Raw genomic sequence first — 16,872 nt, 5'->3', positions numbered from 1 at the left:
TTCGCGGGCATGCCCGCTCCCACAGATCATGCGTTAATGCTTAATGCGGTGCGTGAAACTGCGAGGCAAGCTCGCGCAGCAGGCTCTCGGCCTCAAGCACCTTGTTCACCACATCCTCGGCCTTGTCCCGGGTAATCCCCAGGCGCTCCAGCAGCTCGTCCGGAATCTCTTCCTGCGGCCCCGAACCAATCCCCCGCGAGCGCAGCAGCCGGGTGGCCAGGCACACCAGGTTGGGGAATGCCGAATACTCGCCGTCGTAGGCCGGGTCGTGCTGGAAACGCAGCGCGGTCGAAAGCTCCTCCGGCATGTCCCACAGTTTCATCAGCCAGGCGCCGATCTGTTCGCGGCTGATGCCCAGCAGGTGCTGTTCCACGTACGTGTGGTTCAGGTGCGGGTTGACCTCCAGGTGACGGCAGATCAGCGAGAAATGCGGCGGGAACACATGGGCCAGCAGCAAGTAGCCAAAGTTGTGCAGCAGCCCGGCCAGGTAGGTCAGGCCTGCCTCGGGGCGCTCGGCCCTTGGCATGGCGCGGGTCAGGCCTTCGATGATCGCGGCCGTGTAGATCGACTGCTGCCAGTACGGCGTGGCCTGCTGCGGGCGGTCTTTCGGCAGGCTCAGGGTCTTGCCCAGCGCCAGGCCCAAAGCCAGGTTGATCACCAGGTCGAAACCCAGCACGCGCACGATGGCATCTTCCACCGAGCGGATCTTGCCAGGGGAGGCGTAGTAGGGCGATGCCGCCCAGCTCACCACCTGCGCTGCCAGCGCCGGGTCGGTTTCGACCACGCCGGTGATGTCGTCGATGCTGGCGTTGGGGTCTACCCGCAGCTTGATGATCTTCTGCGCGGTGTCGGCCAGTGGCGGGATTTCGATGGTTTCCTCCAGGCGCTTCTGGATGCGTCGGGCGGTGAAGGCCTGGACTGCCTGGCTGATTTCCCGGGTGTCATCATCGGGGCGGTCGAGGTTGGGGCTGATGGCCTCGACTTCCTGGCCGAAGCTGCTGGCGCTGGCCTTGGCCAGCATGCGCTTGAAGGGCGCGCTATCGATTGCCAGCAGCAGGCCGGCTTCGCCGGACTGGATGTACAGCGTTTCGGCGTCTAGCAGGCTTTTTTCGTACTGGCACGGCGAACTGGTCAGCGCGGGGATGGCCGGCAGGGCCTTGAGCTGGTGCTTGTCGAGCATCTGCTTGAGGCGCGGTACCGACACTGCGGTGAGCTTGCGCCCGGTCAGTTCGGCCAGGCGGTTGAGGTCCAACAGCTGGCTCTGCGGGAACAGCACCATCAGGGCGCCGACTTCGTCGTCGAGCAGCACCGCCTGTACGCGCGACGCTGCCGGCAGGTGCGGATGCTCGACCACCTCCCGGTAGGTCACGCCGAGCTTGTCGAGCAGCAGCTTGATGACAGAAGGCGTGTGTGGGGTTGCGGTGTCCAGGGCAACTTCAGTCATGGTCCGTATCCACTGATTCTTTTAAACGCGAAGTATAACCAGCCCCGGGGCAAATCTGGATCCACTCTGCGACTGGCGTCACACTTGGCCATATTGCTGGCCATGACGCAGCCAGCGGTCGAGCAGCGGGCTGACGTGTTCCGGCCAGCGTGCGATCAGGGCCTGGGCAGCATCGCGCACGGCTGGTAGCAGGTCGGCGTCGCGCATCAGGTCGGCGACTTTGAACTGTAGCAGGCCGGTCTGGCGGGTCCCCAGCATCTCGCCCGGGCCACGCAGTTCCAGGTCCTTCTCGGCGATGATGAAGCCGTCGTTGGTTTCACGCATGATGCCCAGGCGCTCGCGGCCGATCTGCGACAGCGGTGGGTGGTACAACAGCACGCAATGGCTCACGGCACTGCCCCGGCCAACCCGGCCGCGCAGCTGGTGCAGCTGGGCCAGACCCAGGCGCTCGGGGTTCTCGATGATCATCAGGCTGGCATTGGGTACGTCCACGCCTACTTCGATCACCGTGGTGGCGACCAGCAACTGCAGGTTGCCGGCCTTGAACTCGACCATGATCTCGGCTTTTTCCGCCGGTTTCATGCGCCCGTGGATCAGCCCGACCCGCAGCTCGCCCAAGGCGCTGCCAAGCTCCTCATAGGTGCTTTCGGCTGCCTGGCAGGTCAACTCTTCGGACTCTTCGATCAGGGTGCATACCCAATAGGCCTGGCGCCCTTCGGCGCAGGCGGCGCGTACCCGCTCGACCACTTCGAAGCGGCGGCTGTCGGCCACAAGCACGGTGTTCACCGGTGTACGCCCAGGCGGCAGTTCGTCGAGCACCGAGGTGTCCAGGTCGGCGTAGGCGCTCATGGCCAGGGTGCGCGGAATAGGGGTGGCGGTCATGATCAGCTGGTGCGGGCACAACTCGCCGGCCACACCCTTCTTGCGCAGGGCCAGGCGTTGCTGCACGCCAAAACGGTGCTGTTCATCGATGATCGCCAGGGCCAGGTGCTTGAACTTCACCTCTTCCTGGAACAGTGCATGGGTGCCGACCACCATCGGCGCACCGTTGGCGATCTGCTCCAGGGCGCTGGCCCGGGCCTTGCCCTTGAGCTTGCCGGCCAGCCAGGCCACTTCGATGCCCAACGGCTCCAGCCAGCGCTTGAAGGTGATGTAGTGCTGTTCGGCGAGGATCTCGGTGGGTGCCATCAACGCCACCTGGTAGCCCGCCTCCAGGGCCTGCAGGGCGGCCAGGGCGGCGACCACGGTCTTGCCGGCACCCACGTCGCCCTGTACCAGGCGCATCATCGGCTCGTGCTGGCTGAGGTCGTAGGCAATTTCGTTGGCTACCCGCTGCTGCGCGCCGGTCGGCTGGAAGCCCAGGTTGGCCAGGTACTGGGCTTGCAGGCGCGTGGCCTTGGGCAGTACCGGCGCCCGCAGGCTGCGCAGGCTTTCGCGCAGGCGCTGCTGCGACAGTTGGTGGGTCAGCAGCTCTTCGAAGGCCAGGCGGTGCTGGGCCCAGTGCTGGCCTTCGGCAAGCTCGTCGAGGTCGGCGTCGGCCGGCGGGTTGTGCAGGTAACGGATGGCATCGTCCAGCGGCGCCAAGTGGTAATCCCGGGCCAATTCATCCGGTAACCAGTCGGGCAGGCTGCGTGGGCCGAGCAGGCCCAGGCTCTGCTGGCACAACAGGCGCAGGCGTTGCTGGGTGAGGCCTTCGGTGGACGGATAGATCGGCGTCAGGGTCTGCTCGACCGGTGGCGGCGGTTCGTCGCCATTCAGCGCGCGATACTCCGGGTGGTAGATCTCCAGGCCCGACGCCCCGGGGCGGGCTTCGCCGTAGCAGCGCAGGTGGGTGCCACGCTTGAGGCCTTCCTTCTGCGCGTTGCTGAAGTGGTAGAAGCGCAGGCTCAGCACGCCACTGCCGTCGCCCAGGCGCACCACCAGACTGCGGCGCTTGCCCATGGTCACGTCGGCACCGCTGACCACGCCCTCGATCACGGCGTCCTGGCCTGGACGCAACTGGCCGATCGGCACCACGCGGGTACGGTCCTGGTAGCGCAGGGGCAGGTGGAACAGCACATCCTGCAGGTTCTCCAGGCCGACCTTGGCGAGTTTTTCCGCCATGGCCTCGCCAACCCCCTTGAGGACCGTGACCGGGACCTTCGACAGCTCACTCATGACTCAGGCCGATTGTTCCGCAGGGGCTTTGGCGACCGAGCACAGGCGGATCGAGTCGGCGAGAATCTCGATGGCCTTCGGCCGCGGGAAACTGGCGCGCCAGGCAATGGCCACGGTGCGGAATGGCGCCGGTGCGGTCAGCGGGCGTACTTCGATGACGCCGGGGGCATAGTGATGGCTGTGTACCGCCGACAGCGGCAGGATCGAAACGCCAAGGCCCGAGGCCACCATGTGGCGGATGGTTTCCAGCGAGCTGGACTCGACCGTGGTGTGCTTGGAGCCTTCACCGCCCTTGTTCAGCGTTGGACAGGCTTCCAGTACCTGGTCGCGGAAGCAGTGGCCCTCGCCGAGCAGCAACAGGCTCTTGTCGTTGAGCATGGCTGTGTCGATGGTCTTTTTCGCCGTCCACGGGTGGTCGGCGGGCATCAGGGCGCAGAACGGTTCATCGTACAGCGGCAGGGTCAGCACGTCGGCTTCGTTGAACGGCAGGGCGATGATCACTGCGTCCAGTTCGCCGTTGCGCAGTTTTTCGCGCAGTACATGGGTGAAGTTTTCTTCGATGTACAACGGCATCTGCGGTGCCACGCGGTGCAGCTGCGGGATCAGGTGCGGGAACAGGTACGGGCCGACGGTATAGATGGCACCGACCTTGAGCGGGGCGGTCAGCTGGTTCTTGCCGGCCTGGGCCAGCTCGCGAATGCCCTGGGCCTGCTCCAGTACCTTCTGTGCCTGGGCAACGATGCTTTCACCGACCGGGGTCAGGCGCACCGCGCTCTTGCTGCGCTCGAAGATCAAAACGCCAAGCTCGTCCTCGAGCTTCTTCACACCGACCGACAGGGTCGGCTGGCTCACGTGGCAGCGTTCGGCAGCATGGCCAAAATGCTGCTCCTGGGCGAGTGTGACGATGTAGCGTAATTCTGTGAGGGTCATAACGTGCGTCCATGAAGTTGCGGGCCCAGCATAGCGGCTGCAATCGATAGACGCACGTTATCAGACTTGCCGATTTGTGACAGAAACAAAAGTCTCAGCGGCGGTCCAGTGAGTAGACGAACGGTGCCACGACTTCGATCGTGCCATTGTTCAGCAACTCGGGTGGTGGCTTGGGTACCGTGCCGGCCCGACGGATCATTTCCAGGGTCGCCCGGTCCAGTGATGCACTGCCCGACCCACCGGCCATGGCGTACGACACTACCTTGCCTTCGGCGTCGACCACGAAGCGCAGGCGGTTGATGCCCTGCAGGCCGCGACGGCGTGCGTCTTCCGGGTAACGCTTGTACTTGGCCAGGTGGCGCAGCAGGTCACTCTGCCAGGTTGGCAGGGCGTTGCTGTTGGACGCGATGCTCGGTGCCGGTGCCGCCGACTTCTGCGGTGGCGTGTTGCTTGGCGGTGCGTCTACCGTCTCTTCGGTCGGCGGCGCTTCCTTCGGCGGCTCAGGCTTTTTCTCGGGCTTGGGCGGCTGGGGCTTGGCCTTCGGCTTGGGCGGCTTGTGGATAGCGATCTTGGGCTTGGGTGCCTCCACCAGCTTCGGCAACGGCGGTTCTTCGACCGGTGCCGGTGGCTGCGGAGCCGCTTTGGGTGGGGGTGGTGGCGCAGGCTCCGGCAACGGTGCCAGCTCGACCATCATGGCTGCCGGGGGCAGCTCGATGGCCTGGGGCACCGACCAGTTGAGCGTCAGCAGCACGGCGACCACGTGCACACCCAGCACGATCGCCAGGCTGCCACCGTAGCGCGCCATATTTGAGCGCGTTTTTGTCATTTCTTGGCTGCCGTCTCGAGACCTACCAGACCGACCTTGAGGTAGCCGGCGGCACGCATGTTGTTCATCACTTCCATCAGGTCACCGTAATCCACGCCTTTGTCAGCCTGGAAGAAGATGGTGGTGTCCTTGTCACCCTTGGTCTTGGCGTCGAGCATCGGGCCAAGCTGGTCGGGTGCCGCTACCTGATCGTCGCCGACGTACAGCTTCTGGTCGGCCTTGACGCTGACAAACACCGGTTTCTCGGGCCTCGGCGCCGGTTTGGCGGTCGAGGCTGGCAGGTCGACCTTGATGTCGACCGTGGCCAGGGGGGCAGCGACCATGAAGATGATCAGCAGCACCAGCATCACGTCGATGAACGGCGTAACGTTGATTTCGTGGTTTTCGGCGAGGTCGTCGCCACCTTCGTTGAGATGCAGGCCCATGGCTTACCCCACTTTCACCATGTGCGGGGCGGCGCGATCGCTGCCTTGGTGGTCCAGATCACGGCTGACCAGCAGCAGCACCTGGGCGGAGGCGTCGGACACCTGGGCCTTGTAGCCGGCGATGGAGCGGGCGAAGACGTTGTAGATGACCACGGCCGGGATTGCCGCGACCAGGCCCAGGGCGGTGGCCAGCAGGGCTTCGGCGATACCAGGGGCAACCACGGCCAGGTTGGTGGTCTGGGTCTTGGCGATGCCGATGAAGCTGTTCATGATGCCCCACACGGTGCCGAACAGGCCGACGAAGGGTGCGGTGGAACCGATGGTGGCGAGTACGCCGGTGCCGCTGCTCATGGTGCGGCCGCTGGCGTGCACCAGGCGCTCCAGGCGGAAGCTGACGCGCTCCTTGATGCCTTCTTTTTCGCGCGCGTTGGCCGACAGGCGCATCTCGTCGAGGGCGTCGTGGACCAGGGTGTGGGCCAGGGTGCCTTCCTTGTTGGAGACTTCGCTGGCTTCCTTGAGGCTGGCGGATTTCTTCAGCAGGGCAATTTCACCACGCAGGCGGCGCTTGGCACCCATCAGCTCGAAGCCTTTGGCGATCCAGATGGTCCAGGTGATGATCGAGGCGATGGCCAGGCCGATCATGACGATCTTCACCACGATGTCGGCGTTCTTGTACATGCCCCAAGGGGACAGGTCGTGGGCCATGCCCAGCGAGGTGTCTTCAACCAGTGCTTCGACGCTTGGGTCTACCACGCTCGGTGCTTCGGCCGGAGTGGCGTCAGCTGCGTCGGCAGCAGGCGCCTGCGCCTGCGCATCGGCAGCCGGGGCCGGAGCTGCATCCTGGGCTACCGGAGCAGTGGCGGCAGCAGGCGTCGCGGTATTGGCGGTTGGCTCATCGGCCATGGCCACCGGGGCCAGCACCAGGCTGAGCGTCAGCGCGGCGATGGCGCGCCAGGCGCGCGACGGGGTTGGCGAAGCGGAGGGTTGAGTACGTGTCATGCTGGCCGGACCTGATGAAGAAAAAAGTGAACGTTCTCCAAGGCCTCGAGGGTAGGCCGAGAACAAATTGGCGGCCATTATTGCAAGTAATTCTTGTTAACAAAAGTAATCTTGCTGCTTTTTTCGCCTATGGTCTAGCCGCCCATCGTGTAGCGTAGACGGGCTGATCAATTGGTCTAGGGAGTTTAGTGATGTCAGACCTTTCCGTGATGGTGGTGGGGTGTGGTGATGTGGGTGGGCGTCTTGCCCGGCAGATGCTGGCTCGCGGCTGGCAGGTGAGTGGCCTGCGGCGCTCGGTCGGGCAGTTGCCCGCGGGCGTTGCGCCGGTTGCCGCAGACCTGGCCGAACCGTCGATTCCCCAAGCCTGGCCACAAGGTGCGCTGGACTATCTGGTGTACTGCGTGGCGGCCAGCCAGCATGACGAGGCGGGTTACCAGGCGGCCTATGTCGACGGTTTGCGCCATGTGTTGGCCTGGCTGGCAGAACGTGGCCAGCGTCCTCGTCGCTTGCTGTTCGTCTCCAGCAGCAGTGTGTACGCGCAGAAGGACGGCGAGTGGATAGAGGAAGGCGCGGCCACCGAGCCTGAAGGTTACTCCGGGCGGGTGATGCTGGAGGCTGAACGGCTGGCGCTGGCCAGCGGCATCCCGGCCAGCGTGGTGCGCCTGACCGGTATCTATGGCCCGGGTCGCGAGTGGCTGCTGAGCCAGGTGCGCCAGGGCTACCGTGTGGCTGAGGAGCCGCCGCTGTATGGCAACCGCATTCATGCCGAGGATGCGGCCAGCCTGTTGGCGTTCCTGTTGCAGGCCGATGCTGACGGCAAGGTGCTGGATGACTGCTACATCGGCGTTGACGACGACCCGGCGCCGCTGGCCGACGTGGTGGTCTGGCTGCGAGCGTACATGGGGGTTACCGAGTGGTCCGATGAGCAGCGGGTACGGCGTACCGGCAGCAAGCGCTGCAGCAATGCCCGGGCCCGGGCGTTGGGCTGGGCGCCGGTGTATCCGAGTTACAAGGAAGGCTATGCGGCGATTCTTGAGGGAAAAGCTTAACCACAAGCTTATGCGATCGCTGTGGGAGCGGCCTTGTGTCGCGATAGGGCTGCGAAGCAGCCCCGGCAATCTATGTGGCGCCGCTGAAAACCTGGGGCCGCTTTGCGGCCCTATCGCGACACAAGGCCGCTCCCACAGGGGCTGGTGCTCGGCTCGAAGTCAGCTGTCAGTTCTGCTCCAGCACCCACTGGCGCTTACCCGCTGCCAGTTGCGGCATTTCATCCGGCTGCGCACGGTTCACCGCCTGGAAGATCTCCAGCTTGTCGCCATCGCGCTTGAGGATGAACGGTGCACCACGCTGGTTGCGCTCCAGCCACAGGCTGTCATTGCTGCCGCCCATGGTCGCGCAATCGCCGGCCAGGCACAGGGCGAAGCGGTCCGGGCCGGGCAGGCCGGTGACGTTGCCGGTGTCGCTGAAGCGTACGCTGGCACCTTGGCCCTGGCCTTCGACGATCTTCCAGTTGCCGCCCAGGTAGGCCTGGTACAACGCCTTCTCGAAACTGCTGCCCAGCGGTGCATTGGCTGCTGCTGGTGCCTTGGCGCGCACGAAGGTCTGCTTGGTGCCGCTTTGGTCGGTAGCTTGCAGCTCGTCGCCATCGAGCGACAGCTGCTCGGTCTGGCCGCCGCCGAAGCTGGCCTGCCATTGCTTGTCATTGGCGCTCAGCTGGCCGTCAGCGGCCTCGAAGCCATTGCTGTAGCTGGCCTGTTGGCTGGCGACATCGAGCTTCCATTCGAACACCGGGCCGTGCTCGTTCAGCGCCTGGCGCAGGCTGCCGCCTTTGACGGCAGCGGTGATGGCGTCCTGGTTGATCCAGGTGCCGTTGAAATCTTCGGGTTTGTGGCTGGCGCAGCCGCCCAATAGCAGGGCTGCCAGCGCGAGGGGCAGTGCTTGACGCATGACGGGGTAACCTTGCAGGGGGAGGGTGACGGGCAGGGCGCCCGTCACCGGGGGCATCATTCGATGACCAGGATGGCGTCCATTTCGACCTGGGAGCCTTTTGGCAGTGCGGCAACGCCGATGGCGGCGCGAGCCGGGTACGGCTGTTCGAAGTAGCGGCCCATTACCTCGTTGACCTTGGCGAAGTGGCTCAGGTCGGTGAGGAAGATGTTCAGCTTGACGATGTCCTTGAACGAACCGCCAGCGGCTTCAGCCACGGCCTTGAGGTTCTCGAACACCTGCACGGTCTGGGCTTCGAAGCCTTCGACCAGTTCCATGGTTTTTGGGTCCAGTGGGATCTGGCCCGACATGTACACGGTGTTGCCAGCCTTGATCGCTTGCGAGTAGGTGCCGATGGCGGCAGGGGCCTTGTCGCTGTTGATGACGGTCTTGCTCATGATGACTCCTTGCGGTTGGCGGACTACGTACGCATGCGGGTGATGCGGACCACACCGGTCAGGGTACGCAGCTTCTTGATCACACGCGCCAGGTGCACGCGGTCGTGCACGCTGACCACCAGTTGGACCACGCTGATACGGCCGTCGCGTTCGTCCATGCTGATTTTCTCGATGTTGCCGTCGGCGGCGTTGACGCTGCTGGCCAGCAGGGCGATCAGGCCGCGCTGGTGCTCCAGTTCGACACGCAGCTCGACGTTGAATTCGCCGGTGATGTCCTTGGCCCAGGAGAGTTGCACGCACTTCTCCGGGTTATGGCGGATTTCACTGATGTTGCGGCAGTTTTCCAGGTGCACGACCATGCCCTTGCCGGCCGACAGGTGGCCGACGATCGGGTCACCCGGGATCGGCGTGCAGCACTTGGCATAGCTCAGCACCAGGCCTTCGGTACCACGGATCGCCAGCGGGCCTTCCGGCGCCGGCAACTGCTCGCCTTCGGCCGACAGCAGGCGGCGCGCGACCACGTAGGCCATGCGGTTGCCCAGGCCGATGTCTTCCAGCAGGTCTTCGATCAGTTCCAGGCGGTACTCGGCGAGAATCGCCTGGATGCGCTCCTGGGGGATTTTCTCCAGGCTGCTGTCGAAGCCGGTGAGCACCTTGTTCAGCAGGCGTTCGCCCAGGCTGATGGACTCGGAGCGACGCTGCTGCTTGAGCGCGTGACGGATGTGCGTGCGTGCCTTGCCGGTAACCACGAAGTTGAGCCAGGCCGGGTTCGGCCGTGCGCCCGGGGCGCTGACGATTTCCACCGTGGAGCCGCTCTGCAGCGGTTCGGACAGCGGCGCCAGGCGGCGGTTGATGCGGCAGGCGATGCAGCTGTTGCCGACGTCGGTGTGCACCGCGTAGGCGAAGTCGACGGCCGTGGAGCCTTTGGGCAGCTCCATGATGCGGCCCTTGGGCGTGAACACGTAGACCTCGTCCGGGAACAGGTCGATCTTCACGCTCTCGATGAATTCCAGCGAGTTGCCGGCACGTTGCTGCAGCTCGAGGATGCCCTTGACCCACTGGCGGGCACGGGCGTGGCTGCCCTTGGGCTGTTCGTCGTCGTTGGACTTGTACAGCCAGTGCGCGGCGATGCCGTTGTTGGCCATCTCTTCCATCTCGCGGGTGCGGATCTGGATTTCGATGGGCACGCCGTGCATGCCGAACAGCGTGGTATGCAACGACTGGTAGCCGTTGGCCTTGGGGATCGCGATGTAGTCCTTGAAGCGCCCCGGCAGCGGCTTGTACAGGTTGTGCACGGCGCCGAGCACGCGGTAGCAGGTGTCGACCTTGTCGACGATGATGCGGAAGGCGTACACGTCCATGATCTCATTGAAGGCACGGCGCTTGCCGCGCATCTTCTTGTAGATGCCATAGAGGTGTTTCTGCCGGCCGCTGACCTCGCCCTGGATACCGTCGGCGGCCAGGCAGTTGGCCAGCGAGTGCTCGATCTTGGCGACGATCTCTTTGCGGTTGCCGCGTGCGCTTTTCACCGCCCGGTGAATCAGCGACGAGCGCATCGGGTGCATGGCCTTGAAGCCGAGGTCCTCGAACTCCACGCGCACGGTGTGCATCCCCAGGCGGTTGGCGATGGGGGCGTAGATCTCGAGGGTTTCCTTGGCGATGCGCCGGCGCTTTTCGCCGGACAGCACTTCCAGGGTGCGCATGTTGTGCAGGCGGTCGGCCAGCTTGACCAGGATCACGCGGATATCGCGGGCCATGGCCATGGCCATTTTCTGGAAGTTCTCGGCCTGCGCCTCGGCCTTGGTCTCGAAGTTCATCTGGGTCAGCTTGCTGACCCCATCGACCAGTTCGGCCACGGTCTCGCCAAACTGCTGGCTGAGGGCTTCCTTGGCGATGCCGGTGTCTTCGATCACGTCGTGCAGCATGGCCGCCATCAGGCTCTGATGGTCCATGTGCATATCGGCGAGGATGCTGGCCACGGCCAGCGGGTGGGTCACGTAGGGCTCGCCACTGCGGCGGCGCTGCCCATCGTGGGCCTGTTCGGCGTAGAAATAGGCGCGCCGGACCAGGTTGACCTGTTCGGGGCCAAGATAGGTCGACAGCCGTTCGGCCAAGGCTTCTATACCCGGCATGGGTTCACCTCCTGCCGAGGAAAAGGGCCTTGCGCCGCGCGACGTCGACCGGGCATCAATCAGACAGCCTCGTTGTTCTCGTCCTCGAACGCGGCGAACACCGGATCCTCGGTGACGATCTCTTCAGCGGCGATGAACTCGTTGGTGACGATGCCTTCGGCGATTTCACGCAGGGCGACAACGGTCGGCTTGTCGTTTTCCCACGCAACGCGTGGCTCTTTGCCGCCGGTCGCCAGCTGGCGAGCGCGCTTGGTCGAGAGCATGACCAGCTCAAAGCGGTTATCCACGTGTTCCAGGCAGTCTTCAACAGTTACGCGGGCCATGGTCTTCCTCAGTAGCAATTGCGGTGGGCGTGCAGCCCAATAGTGGGCAGGCGGACTCGATAGTATAAAAATTCACCAGCCAATAGGGAAGCGCTGTTTTGTCGGCTAGATCGGTGTGGGATGCTTCGCGGGCGCGCCCGCTCCCACAAGTCCTGCACAGTTCTCACCGCCGCCGCCTTACCTGTGGGAGCGGGCATGCCCGCGAAAGGGCCGCAACAGACACCCTCGATACATGAGCCTGACGATAACCTCAGAGCATCGCGTCACGCAACCGCGGGGTCAGCTCTTCGAATAAAGTCTGCACCGAGCGCAACGCCCGGCAATCCGGCCGGGTCAGCAGCCACAACTGGGTGTCGCAACCGGGCAGCGGCCCGCTCAGCGCATCCACCCCGGGCAGCGCATGCACCATGTAGTCCGGCAGCGCCGCCACGCCCAGGCCGGCGGTGACCAGTTGGGCGATGGTCGACATGCCGCTGCACTGGTAGCGCGGGCTCAGCCCAGGGTGCTGCTGGTTGCGCCAGACCACCGTGGGGTGGTCCTGCATCGAGTCGTCGGGTGCGATCCATGGAACGCTGGTGGGCGATTCGGCCAGGCGCTCGCGCCACTGTGGCTGGCCGCAGACCACATAGGAGGTAGACCCTAGATTACGGCCCACCAGGTGTTCCGGCGGCGTGTTGGTCAGGCGCAGGGCAATGTCGGCATCGCGGCGGCTGAGGTTGGCGAAGGTGTTGGAGGTGCCCATCTCCAGCGACAAGGCCGGGTAGTTGGGCATGAATTCGGCCAGCGCCGGCAGCAACAGGCTGTGCATCACCGCCTCGGTGCAGGTCAGCCGCACCGTGCCGCTGACCACCTGCTCGCCACTGGTCATGGCAATGCGTGCCGCCTCCAGTGCCTGCTCGGCGCGCTCGGCCTGTTCGGCCAGGGCCTGGGCGGTGTCGGTCGGCAGGTAGCCCTTGCGGCTCTTGACGAACAAGGCGGTGCCCAGCGCCGACTCCAGCCGGCGGATCGAGCGGAACACTGTCGAGACATCCACCTTGAGCAACTCCGCAGCCTTGGCCAGGGAGCGGCCACGTTCCAGGGCCAGGACCAGAGAGAGGTCGGCATGGGTAATCTGATATTGCATTGGTGCACGCTCTGCTTGCCGAATTGCCAATGTCTGTTGCGTTTTGGCCATTTTATAGTAGAACGGCCCCCGGGAATCAATGCGCCCGGTCGGGTAACCAATCCCCACGATGGGAAAGTGAAAAGAACAACAGCTGCAACCATCGTCGCCCGTGAGGCGCCAGCCGTATCCCCACATCGCCGCAGCAAATCAAAGGATGTACAGCCATGACGTCGGTAACCCCGTGCGCCAGTTCTTCCAGCGAGATGAATGACTTCCTCCAGGCCCATCCGGAAACGCAGTACGTCGACCTGCTGATCTCCGACATGAACGGCGTGGTACGTGGCAAGCGCATCGAGCGGGCCAGCCTGCACAAGGTGTACGAAAAGGGTATCAACCTGCCGGCATCGCTGTTCGCCCTGGACATCAATGGTTCCACGGTCGAGAGCACCGGCCTTGGCCTGGACATCGGCGATGCCGACCGCATCTGCTTCCCGATCCCCGGCACGCTGTCGGACGAACCGTGGCAGAAGCGCCCTACCGCCCAGTTGCTGATGACCATGCACGAACTGGATGGCCAGCCGTTCTTCGCCGACCCGCGCGAAGTGCTGCGTCAGGTGGTGAGCAAGTTCGACGACCTGGGCCTGACTATCTGCGCCGCGTTCGAGCTGGAGTTCTACCTGATCGACCAGGACAACCTCAACGGCCGCCCGCAACCGCCGCGTTCGCCGATTTCCGGCAAGCGCCCGCAGTCCACCCAGGTGTACCTGATCGACGACCTCGATGAATACGCCGACTGCCTGCAGGACATGCTCGAAGCGGCCAAGGAGCAAGGCCTGCCCGCCGACGCCATCGTCAAGGAAAGCGCCCCGGCACAGTTCGAGGTCAACCTGCACCATGTGGCCGACCCGTTGAAGGCCTGCGACTACGCGATCCTGCTCAAGCGCCTGATCAAGAACGTTGCCTACGACCATGAAATGGACACCACCTTCATGGCCAAGCCCTACCCGGGCCAGGCCGGCAACGGCCTGCACGTGCACATTTCGTTGCTGGACAAGAAAACCGGCAAGAACATTTTTACCAGCGACGACCCGCTGCAAAGCGACGCGCTGCGCCATGCCATCGGTGGCGTGCTGGAAACCATGCCGGCGTCGATGGCCTTCCTCTGTCCGAACATCAACTCCTATCGCCGTTTCGGCGCGCAGTTCTATGTGCCCAATGCGCCGAGCTGGGGCCTGGACAACCGCACCGTGGCCGTGCGCGTGCCCACCGACAGCAGCGACAACGTGCGCCTCGAGCACCGCGTGGCCGGTGCTGACGCCAACCCGTACCTGATGCTCGCGGCGATCCTCGCCGGCGTTCACCATGGCCTGACCAACAAGGTCGAGCCGGATGCGCCGATCGAGGGCAACTCCTACGAGCAGCTGGAACAAAGCCTGCCGAACAACCTGCGCGATGCCTTGCGCGCGCTGGACGACAGCGAAGTCCTCAACCAATACATCAGCCCGGACTACATCGATATCTTCGTGGCCTGCAAGGAAAGCGAGCTGGCCGAGTTCGAAGTGTCGATCTCCGACCTCGAGTACAACTGGTACCTGCACACGGTGTAAGCCCATGAGCGCAAATGCGGTCCCCTTGATCGGTGTCAGCGCCTGCCGCCAGCAGGTGGGGAAGAACTCGTCGCACACGGTAGGCGACAAGTATGTCGAGGCGGCCGGCTTTGCTGGCTTGCCACTGATCTTGCCGGCCCGTGACGGGGGCAGCGACACGCAGGCGCTGCTGGCCCGTCTGCACGGTATTCTTTTTACCGGCTCGCCTTCAAATATCGAACCGCATCATTACAATGGCGCCCCCAGCGCGGCCGGTACCCGGCACGATTTGGCGCGCGATCGCCTGACCTTGCCGCTGCTGCAGGCGGCCATTGCCGCCGGTGTGCCGGTGTTCTGTATCTGCCGTGGCTACCAGGAACTGAACGTGGCCCTGGGCGGCAGCCTGCACCAGCGCGTGCAGGAACTGCCCGGCTACCTTGACCACCGCGAACCTGAGGATGCACCCCTGGAGGTGCAATACGGCCCTCGTCACCCTGTTGGCATCGAGCCTGGCGGGTTGTTCGAGCGCCTGGGCCTGGCGGCGCAGTTCGAGGTCAACTCGCTGCACAGTCAGGGCATCGACCGCCTGGCCCCGGGCCTGCGTGTCGAAGCACGGGCCCCGGATGGCCTGATCGAAGCGGTGTCCATGCCGGCGGCCCCGGGCTTTGTGCTCGGTGTGCAGTGGCACCCGGAGTGGCGCTTCAGCGAAAACCCGGTCTCCCTGCGCCTGTTCCAGGCGTTTCGCGAGGCCTGCATTGCCTACGCAGCACGGGAGGGCGCACGGCAGAAGTCATTCTGACGTCACCCGAAGGTCTCGGATGACTTGCCCCGACAGCAAGCTTTCAATGAGTGAAAGCGGGCCTTGTGCGCAAGGCCTGTGAAAACAATTCCAAAATTTATGGCAAATACTCATGAGCAATTACACAGAAGCCGGCCGCCCACCCGATGTGGTGGCCGACGCGGGTAACACCCAGCGCAGCAAGGGCCTGGCCAAAGGCCGCCTGGGCTTGCTGGCCAGCGTGGTGCTGGGCATTTCCACCATCGCCCCGGTCTACACCCTGACCGGCGCCCTTGGCCCGACCGTGCGTGAGGTAGGTGCCCACCTGCCAGCCGTGTTCATCGTCGGCTTCCTGCCGATGCTGCTGGTGGCCCTGGGCTACCGCGAACTGAACTCGGCGGAGCCGGACAGCGGCACTTCGTTTACCTGGTCGGCGCGTGCCTTCGGCCCGATGATCGGCTGGATCGGCGGCTGGGGATTGGTGGTCGCCACCACCATCGTGTTGTCCAACCTGGCGGGGGTGGCGGTCGACTTCTTCTACCTGTTCCTTGCCCAGCTTACCGGCCAGCATGAGCTGGCGGCATTGGCCGACAACCTGTTGATCAACATCACCACCTGTTGCGTGTTCATCGCCCTGGCGGTGTGGATCTGCTGCCGCGGCATAGCCACCACCATGACCGTGCAGTACGGCCTGGTGGCTTTGCAGTTGCTGGTGCTGATCGGCTTTGCCTTCGCCGCTTTCGGCGGCACCACCGCGCCGCCACCGCTGGAGTTCGATTTCGCCTGGTTCAACCCGTTCGGTGTCGAGTCGTTCTCGGCCTTTGCCGCCGGGCTTTCGCTGTCGATTTTCATCTTCTGGGGCTGGGACACGTGCCTGACCGTCAGCGAAGAGTCGGTGGGCAGTGAAGAGGTGCCGGGCAAGGCTGCCACCTGGACCGTGATGTTGATCCTCGGCCTGTACCTGTTCACCGCCATCGCCACCCTGCAGTTTGCCGGTATCAGCGAATCTGGCCTGGGCCTGAACAACCCGCGCATCCAGGAGAACGTGTTTGCCCACCTGGCCGGCCCGGTCATGGGGCCGCTGGCGATCCTGATGTCCATCGCCGTGCTGGCCAGTACGGCGGCCTCGCTGCAGTCGACCTTCGTGGCACCGGCGCGCACCCTGTTGGCCATGGGTTACTACGGTGCGGTACCGCAGAAGTTCGCCAGCGTTTGCCCGCGTTCGCAAACCCCGCGCTACGCCACCATCTGCGCCGGCGTGGCCGCGGGCCTGTTCTACGTGACCATGCGTACCCTGAGCGAGAACGTGCTGGCCGATACCATCACCGCGCTGGGCATGATGATCTGCTTCTACTATTCGCTGACCGCCTTTGCCTGCGTCTGGTACTTCCGCGACAGCCTGTTCGACAGCCTGCGCCACTTCATCATGCGCGGCCTGTGCCCGCTGGTGGGTGGGGTGATCCTGTCGGTGATCTTCGCGCGTACTGCCATCGACAGCGCCTCGCCGGACTTCGGCAGCGGCTCGCATGTGGGTGGGCTGGGGCTGGTGTTCGTGATTGCCGCGATCATCTCGGTGCTCGGCATCGGGCTGATGATGCTGTCGCGCATGCGTGCGCCGGCGTACTTCCTGGGGGCTACCCTGCGTCAGCAGGCGACCCTGCCTTTGCAGGAATAAAGCTGGGGGCGCTTTGCGCCCCTATCGCGACACAAGGCCGCTCCCACAAAAGCACGGCGTACGCCATCCAATGTGGGAGCGGCCTTGTGTCGCGAAAGGGCCTCGAAG

15 protein-coding genes are annotated in these 16,872 nt (G+C 64.4%); 4 read left to right on the top strand and 11 right to left on the bottom strand.

The window, feature by feature from the left end; translation table 11 throughout:
- Window positions 1-40: 40 nt before the first annotated feature.
- The 6 genes from TZ03_RS06060 to exbB all read right to left on the bottom strand — a co-directional run bounded on the left by TZ03_RS06060 (window position 41) and on the right by exbB (window position 6,781).
- A complete protein-coding gene (locus tag TZ03_RS06060) occupies window positions 41-1,444 on the bottom strand; it encodes an aminoacyl-tRNA deacylase and HDOD domain-containing protein (protein ID WP_051096448.1) in 1,404 nt (467 codons plus the stop codon).
- Window positions 1,445-1,522: 78 nt separating this feature from the next.
- Complete coding sequence (recG, locus tag TZ03_RS06055) at window positions 1,523-3,601, bottom strand: ATP-dependent DNA helicase RecG (protein ID WP_051096446.1); 2,079 nt, start codon at window positions 3,599-3,601, stop codon at window positions 1,523-1,525.
- A 3-nt stretch (window positions 3,602-3,604) separates the two neighbouring features.
- On the bottom strand, window positions 3,605-4,531 hold the full coding sequence (locus TZ03_RS06050; RefSeq protein ID WP_051096444.1) for a hydrogen peroxide-inducible genes activator: 927 nt from the start codon (window positions 4,529-4,531) through the stop codon (window positions 3,605-3,607).
- Between the two features lie 94 nt (window positions 4,532-4,625).
- Window positions 4,626-5,357: an energy transducer TonB gene (locus TZ03_RS06045; protein WP_051096441.1), complete on the bottom strand. Its 732-nt coding sequence runs from the start codon at window positions 5,355-5,357 to the stop codon at window positions 4,626-4,628.
- Complete coding sequence (exbD, locus tag TZ03_RS06040) at window positions 5,354-5,782, bottom strand: TonB system transport protein ExbD (RefSeq protein WP_051096439.1); 429 nt, start codon at window positions 5,780-5,782, stop codon at window positions 5,354-5,356. Before exbD ends, TZ03_RS06045 begins: the two co-directional genes overlap by 4 nt.
- 3 nt (window positions 5,783-5,785) lie before the next feature.
- The gene (gene exbB, locus TZ03_RS06035) at window positions 5,786-6,781 is read right to left on the bottom strand and encodes a tonB-system energizer ExbB (protein ID WP_051096437.1); all 996 of its coding nucleotides are present in this window, start codon (window positions 6,779-6,781) and stop codon (window positions 5,786-5,788) included.
- Between the two features lie 191 nt (window positions 6,782-6,972).
- Between exbB and TZ03_RS06030 the strand changes: the two genes are divergently transcribed.
- The gene (locus tag TZ03_RS06030) at window positions 6,973-7,830 is read left to right on the top strand and encodes an SDR family oxidoreductase (RefSeq protein ID WP_051096434.1); all 858 of its coding nucleotides are present in this window, start codon (window positions 6,973-6,975) and stop codon (window positions 7,828-7,830) included.
- A gap of 166 nt (window positions 7,831-7,996) precedes the next feature.
- On the opposite strand, the gene TZ03_RS06025 is transcribed toward TZ03_RS06030, so the two are convergent.
- The 5 genes from TZ03_RS06025 to TZ03_RS06005 form a co-directional block, all read right to left on the bottom strand.
- Window positions 7,997-8,728: a hypothetical protein gene (locus tag TZ03_RS06025; RefSeq protein WP_051096551.1), complete on the bottom strand. Its 732-nt coding sequence runs from the start codon at window positions 8,726-8,728 to the stop codon at window positions 7,997-7,999.
- A gap of 56 nt (window positions 8,729-8,784) precedes the next feature.
- A complete protein-coding gene (locus TZ03_RS06020) occupies window positions 8,785-9,165 on the bottom strand; it encodes a RidA family protein (protein ID WP_003253379.1) in 381 nt (126 codons plus the stop codon).
- A gap of 23 nt (window positions 9,166-9,188) precedes the next feature.
- Window positions 9,189-11,297, bottom strand: a complete 2,109-nt coding sequence (gene spoT, locus TZ03_RS06015; RefSeq protein WP_051096432.1) for a bifunctional GTP diphosphokinase/guanosine-3',5'-bis pyrophosphate 3'-pyrophosphohydrolase — start codon at window positions 11,295-11,297, stop codon at window positions 9,189-9,191.
- Between the two features lie 59 nt (window positions 11,298-11,356).
- On the bottom strand, window positions 11,357-11,620 hold the full coding sequence (gene rpoZ / locus TZ03_RS06010) for a DNA-directed RNA polymerase subunit omega (RefSeq protein ID WP_003253383.1): 264 nt from the start codon (window positions 11,618-11,620) through the stop codon (window positions 11,357-11,359).
- A gap of 250 nt (window positions 11,621-11,870) precedes the next feature.
- The gene (locus TZ03_RS06005) at window positions 11,871-12,743 is read right to left on the bottom strand and encodes a LysR family transcriptional regulator (RefSeq protein ID WP_051096431.1); all 873 of its coding nucleotides are present in this window, start codon (window positions 12,741-12,743) and stop codon (window positions 11,871-11,873) included.
- Window positions 12,744-12,949: 206 nt separating this feature from the next.
- Between TZ03_RS06005 and TZ03_RS06000 the strand changes: the two genes are divergently transcribed.
- The 3 genes from TZ03_RS06000 to TZ03_RS05990 all read left to right on the top strand — a co-directional run bounded on the left by TZ03_RS06000 (window position 12,950) and on the right by TZ03_RS05990 (window position 16,764).
- Window positions 12,950-14,332 carry a glutamine synthetase family protein gene (locus TZ03_RS06000; RefSeq protein ID WP_051096427.1) on the top strand — a complete coding sequence of 461 codons (1,383 nt, stop codon included), beginning with the start codon at window positions 12,950-12,952 and terminating at the stop codon, window positions 14,330-14,332.
- Window positions 14,333-14,336: 4 nt separating this feature from the next.
- Window positions 14,337-15,110, top strand: coding sequence for a gamma-glutamyl-gamma-aminobutyrate hydrolase family protein (locus tag TZ03_RS05995; protein WP_051096423.1), 774 nt, complete (start codon window positions 14,337-14,339; stop codon window positions 15,108-15,110).
- A 112-nt stretch (window positions 15,111-15,222) separates the two neighbouring features.
- A complete protein-coding gene (locus tag TZ03_RS05990; protein WP_051096420.1) occupies window positions 15,223-16,764 on the top strand; it encodes an APC family permease in 1,542 nt (513 codons plus the stop codon).
- Window positions 16,765-16,872: the final 108 nt, after the last annotated feature.

Source organism: Pseudomonas sp. 10-1B (genome assembly GCF_000935045.1).
Taxonomy (GTDB): Bacteria; Pseudomonadota; Gammaproteobacteria; order Pseudomonadales; family Pseudomonadaceae; genus Aquipseudomonas.
This window is presented reverse-complemented; position numbering and strand designations above follow the sequence as displayed.

Excerpts from the sequence above, each read along its gene's own strand:
- TZ03_RS06030 (WP_051096434.1), top strand. The coding sequence starts at position 6,973 with ATGTCAGACCTTTCCGTGATGGTGGTGGGGTGTGGTGATGTGGGTGGG.
- TZ03_RS06045 (WP_051096441.1), bottom strand. The coding sequence starts at position 5,357 with ATGACAAAAACGCGCTCAAATATGGCGCGCTACGGTGGCAGCCTGGCG.
- TZ03_RS05995 (WP_051096423.1), top strand. The coding sequence starts at position 14,337 with ATGAGCGCAAATGCGGTCCCCTTGATCGGTGTCAGCGCCTGCCGCCAG.
- recG (WP_051096446.1), bottom strand. The coding sequence starts at position 3,601 with ATGAGTGAGCTGTCGAAGGTCCCGGTCACGGTCCTCAAGGGGGTTGGC.
- spoT (WP_051096432.1), bottom strand. The coding sequence starts at position 11,297 with ATGCCGGGTATAGAAGCCTTGGCCGAACGGCTGTCGACCTATCTTGGC.
- exbB (WP_051096437.1), bottom strand. The coding sequence starts at position 6,781 with ATGACACGTACTCAACCCTCCGCTTCGCCAACCCCGTCGCGCGCCTGG.
- TZ03_RS06000 (WP_051096427.1), top strand. The coding sequence starts at position 12,950 with ATGACGTCGGTAACCCCGTGCGCCAGTTCTTCCAGCGAGATGAATGAC.
- TZ03_RS06025 (WP_051096551.1), bottom strand. The coding sequence starts at position 8,728 with ATGCGTCAAGCACTGCCCCTCGCGCTGGCAGCCCTGCTATTGGGCGGC.
- TZ03_RS05990 (WP_051096420.1), top strand. The coding sequence starts at position 15,223 with ATGAGCAATTACACAGAAGCCGGCCGCCCACCCGATGTGGTGGCCGAC.
- TZ03_RS06005 (WP_051096431.1), bottom strand. The coding sequence starts at position 12,743 with ATGCAATATCAGATTACCCATGCCGACCTCTCTCTGGTCCTGGCCCTG.
- TZ03_RS06050 (WP_051096444.1), bottom strand. The coding sequence starts at position 4,531 with ATGACCCTCACAGAATTACGCTACATCGTCACACTCGCCCAGGAGCAG.
- TZ03_RS06060 (WP_051096448.1), bottom strand. The coding sequence starts at position 1,444 with ATGACTGAAGTTGCCCTGGACACCGCAACCCCACACACGCCTTCTGTC.
- rpoZ (WP_003253383.1), bottom strand. The coding sequence starts at position 11,620 with ATGGCCCGCGTAACTGTTGAAGACTGCCTGGAACACGTGGATAACCGC.
- exbD (WP_051096439.1), bottom strand. The coding sequence starts at position 5,782 with ATGGGCCTGCATCTCAACGAAGGTGGCGACGACCTCGCCGAAAACCAC.
- TZ03_RS06020 (WP_003253379.1), bottom strand. The coding sequence starts at position 9,165 with ATGAGCAAGACCGTCATCAACAGCGACAAGGCCCCTGCCGCCATCGGC.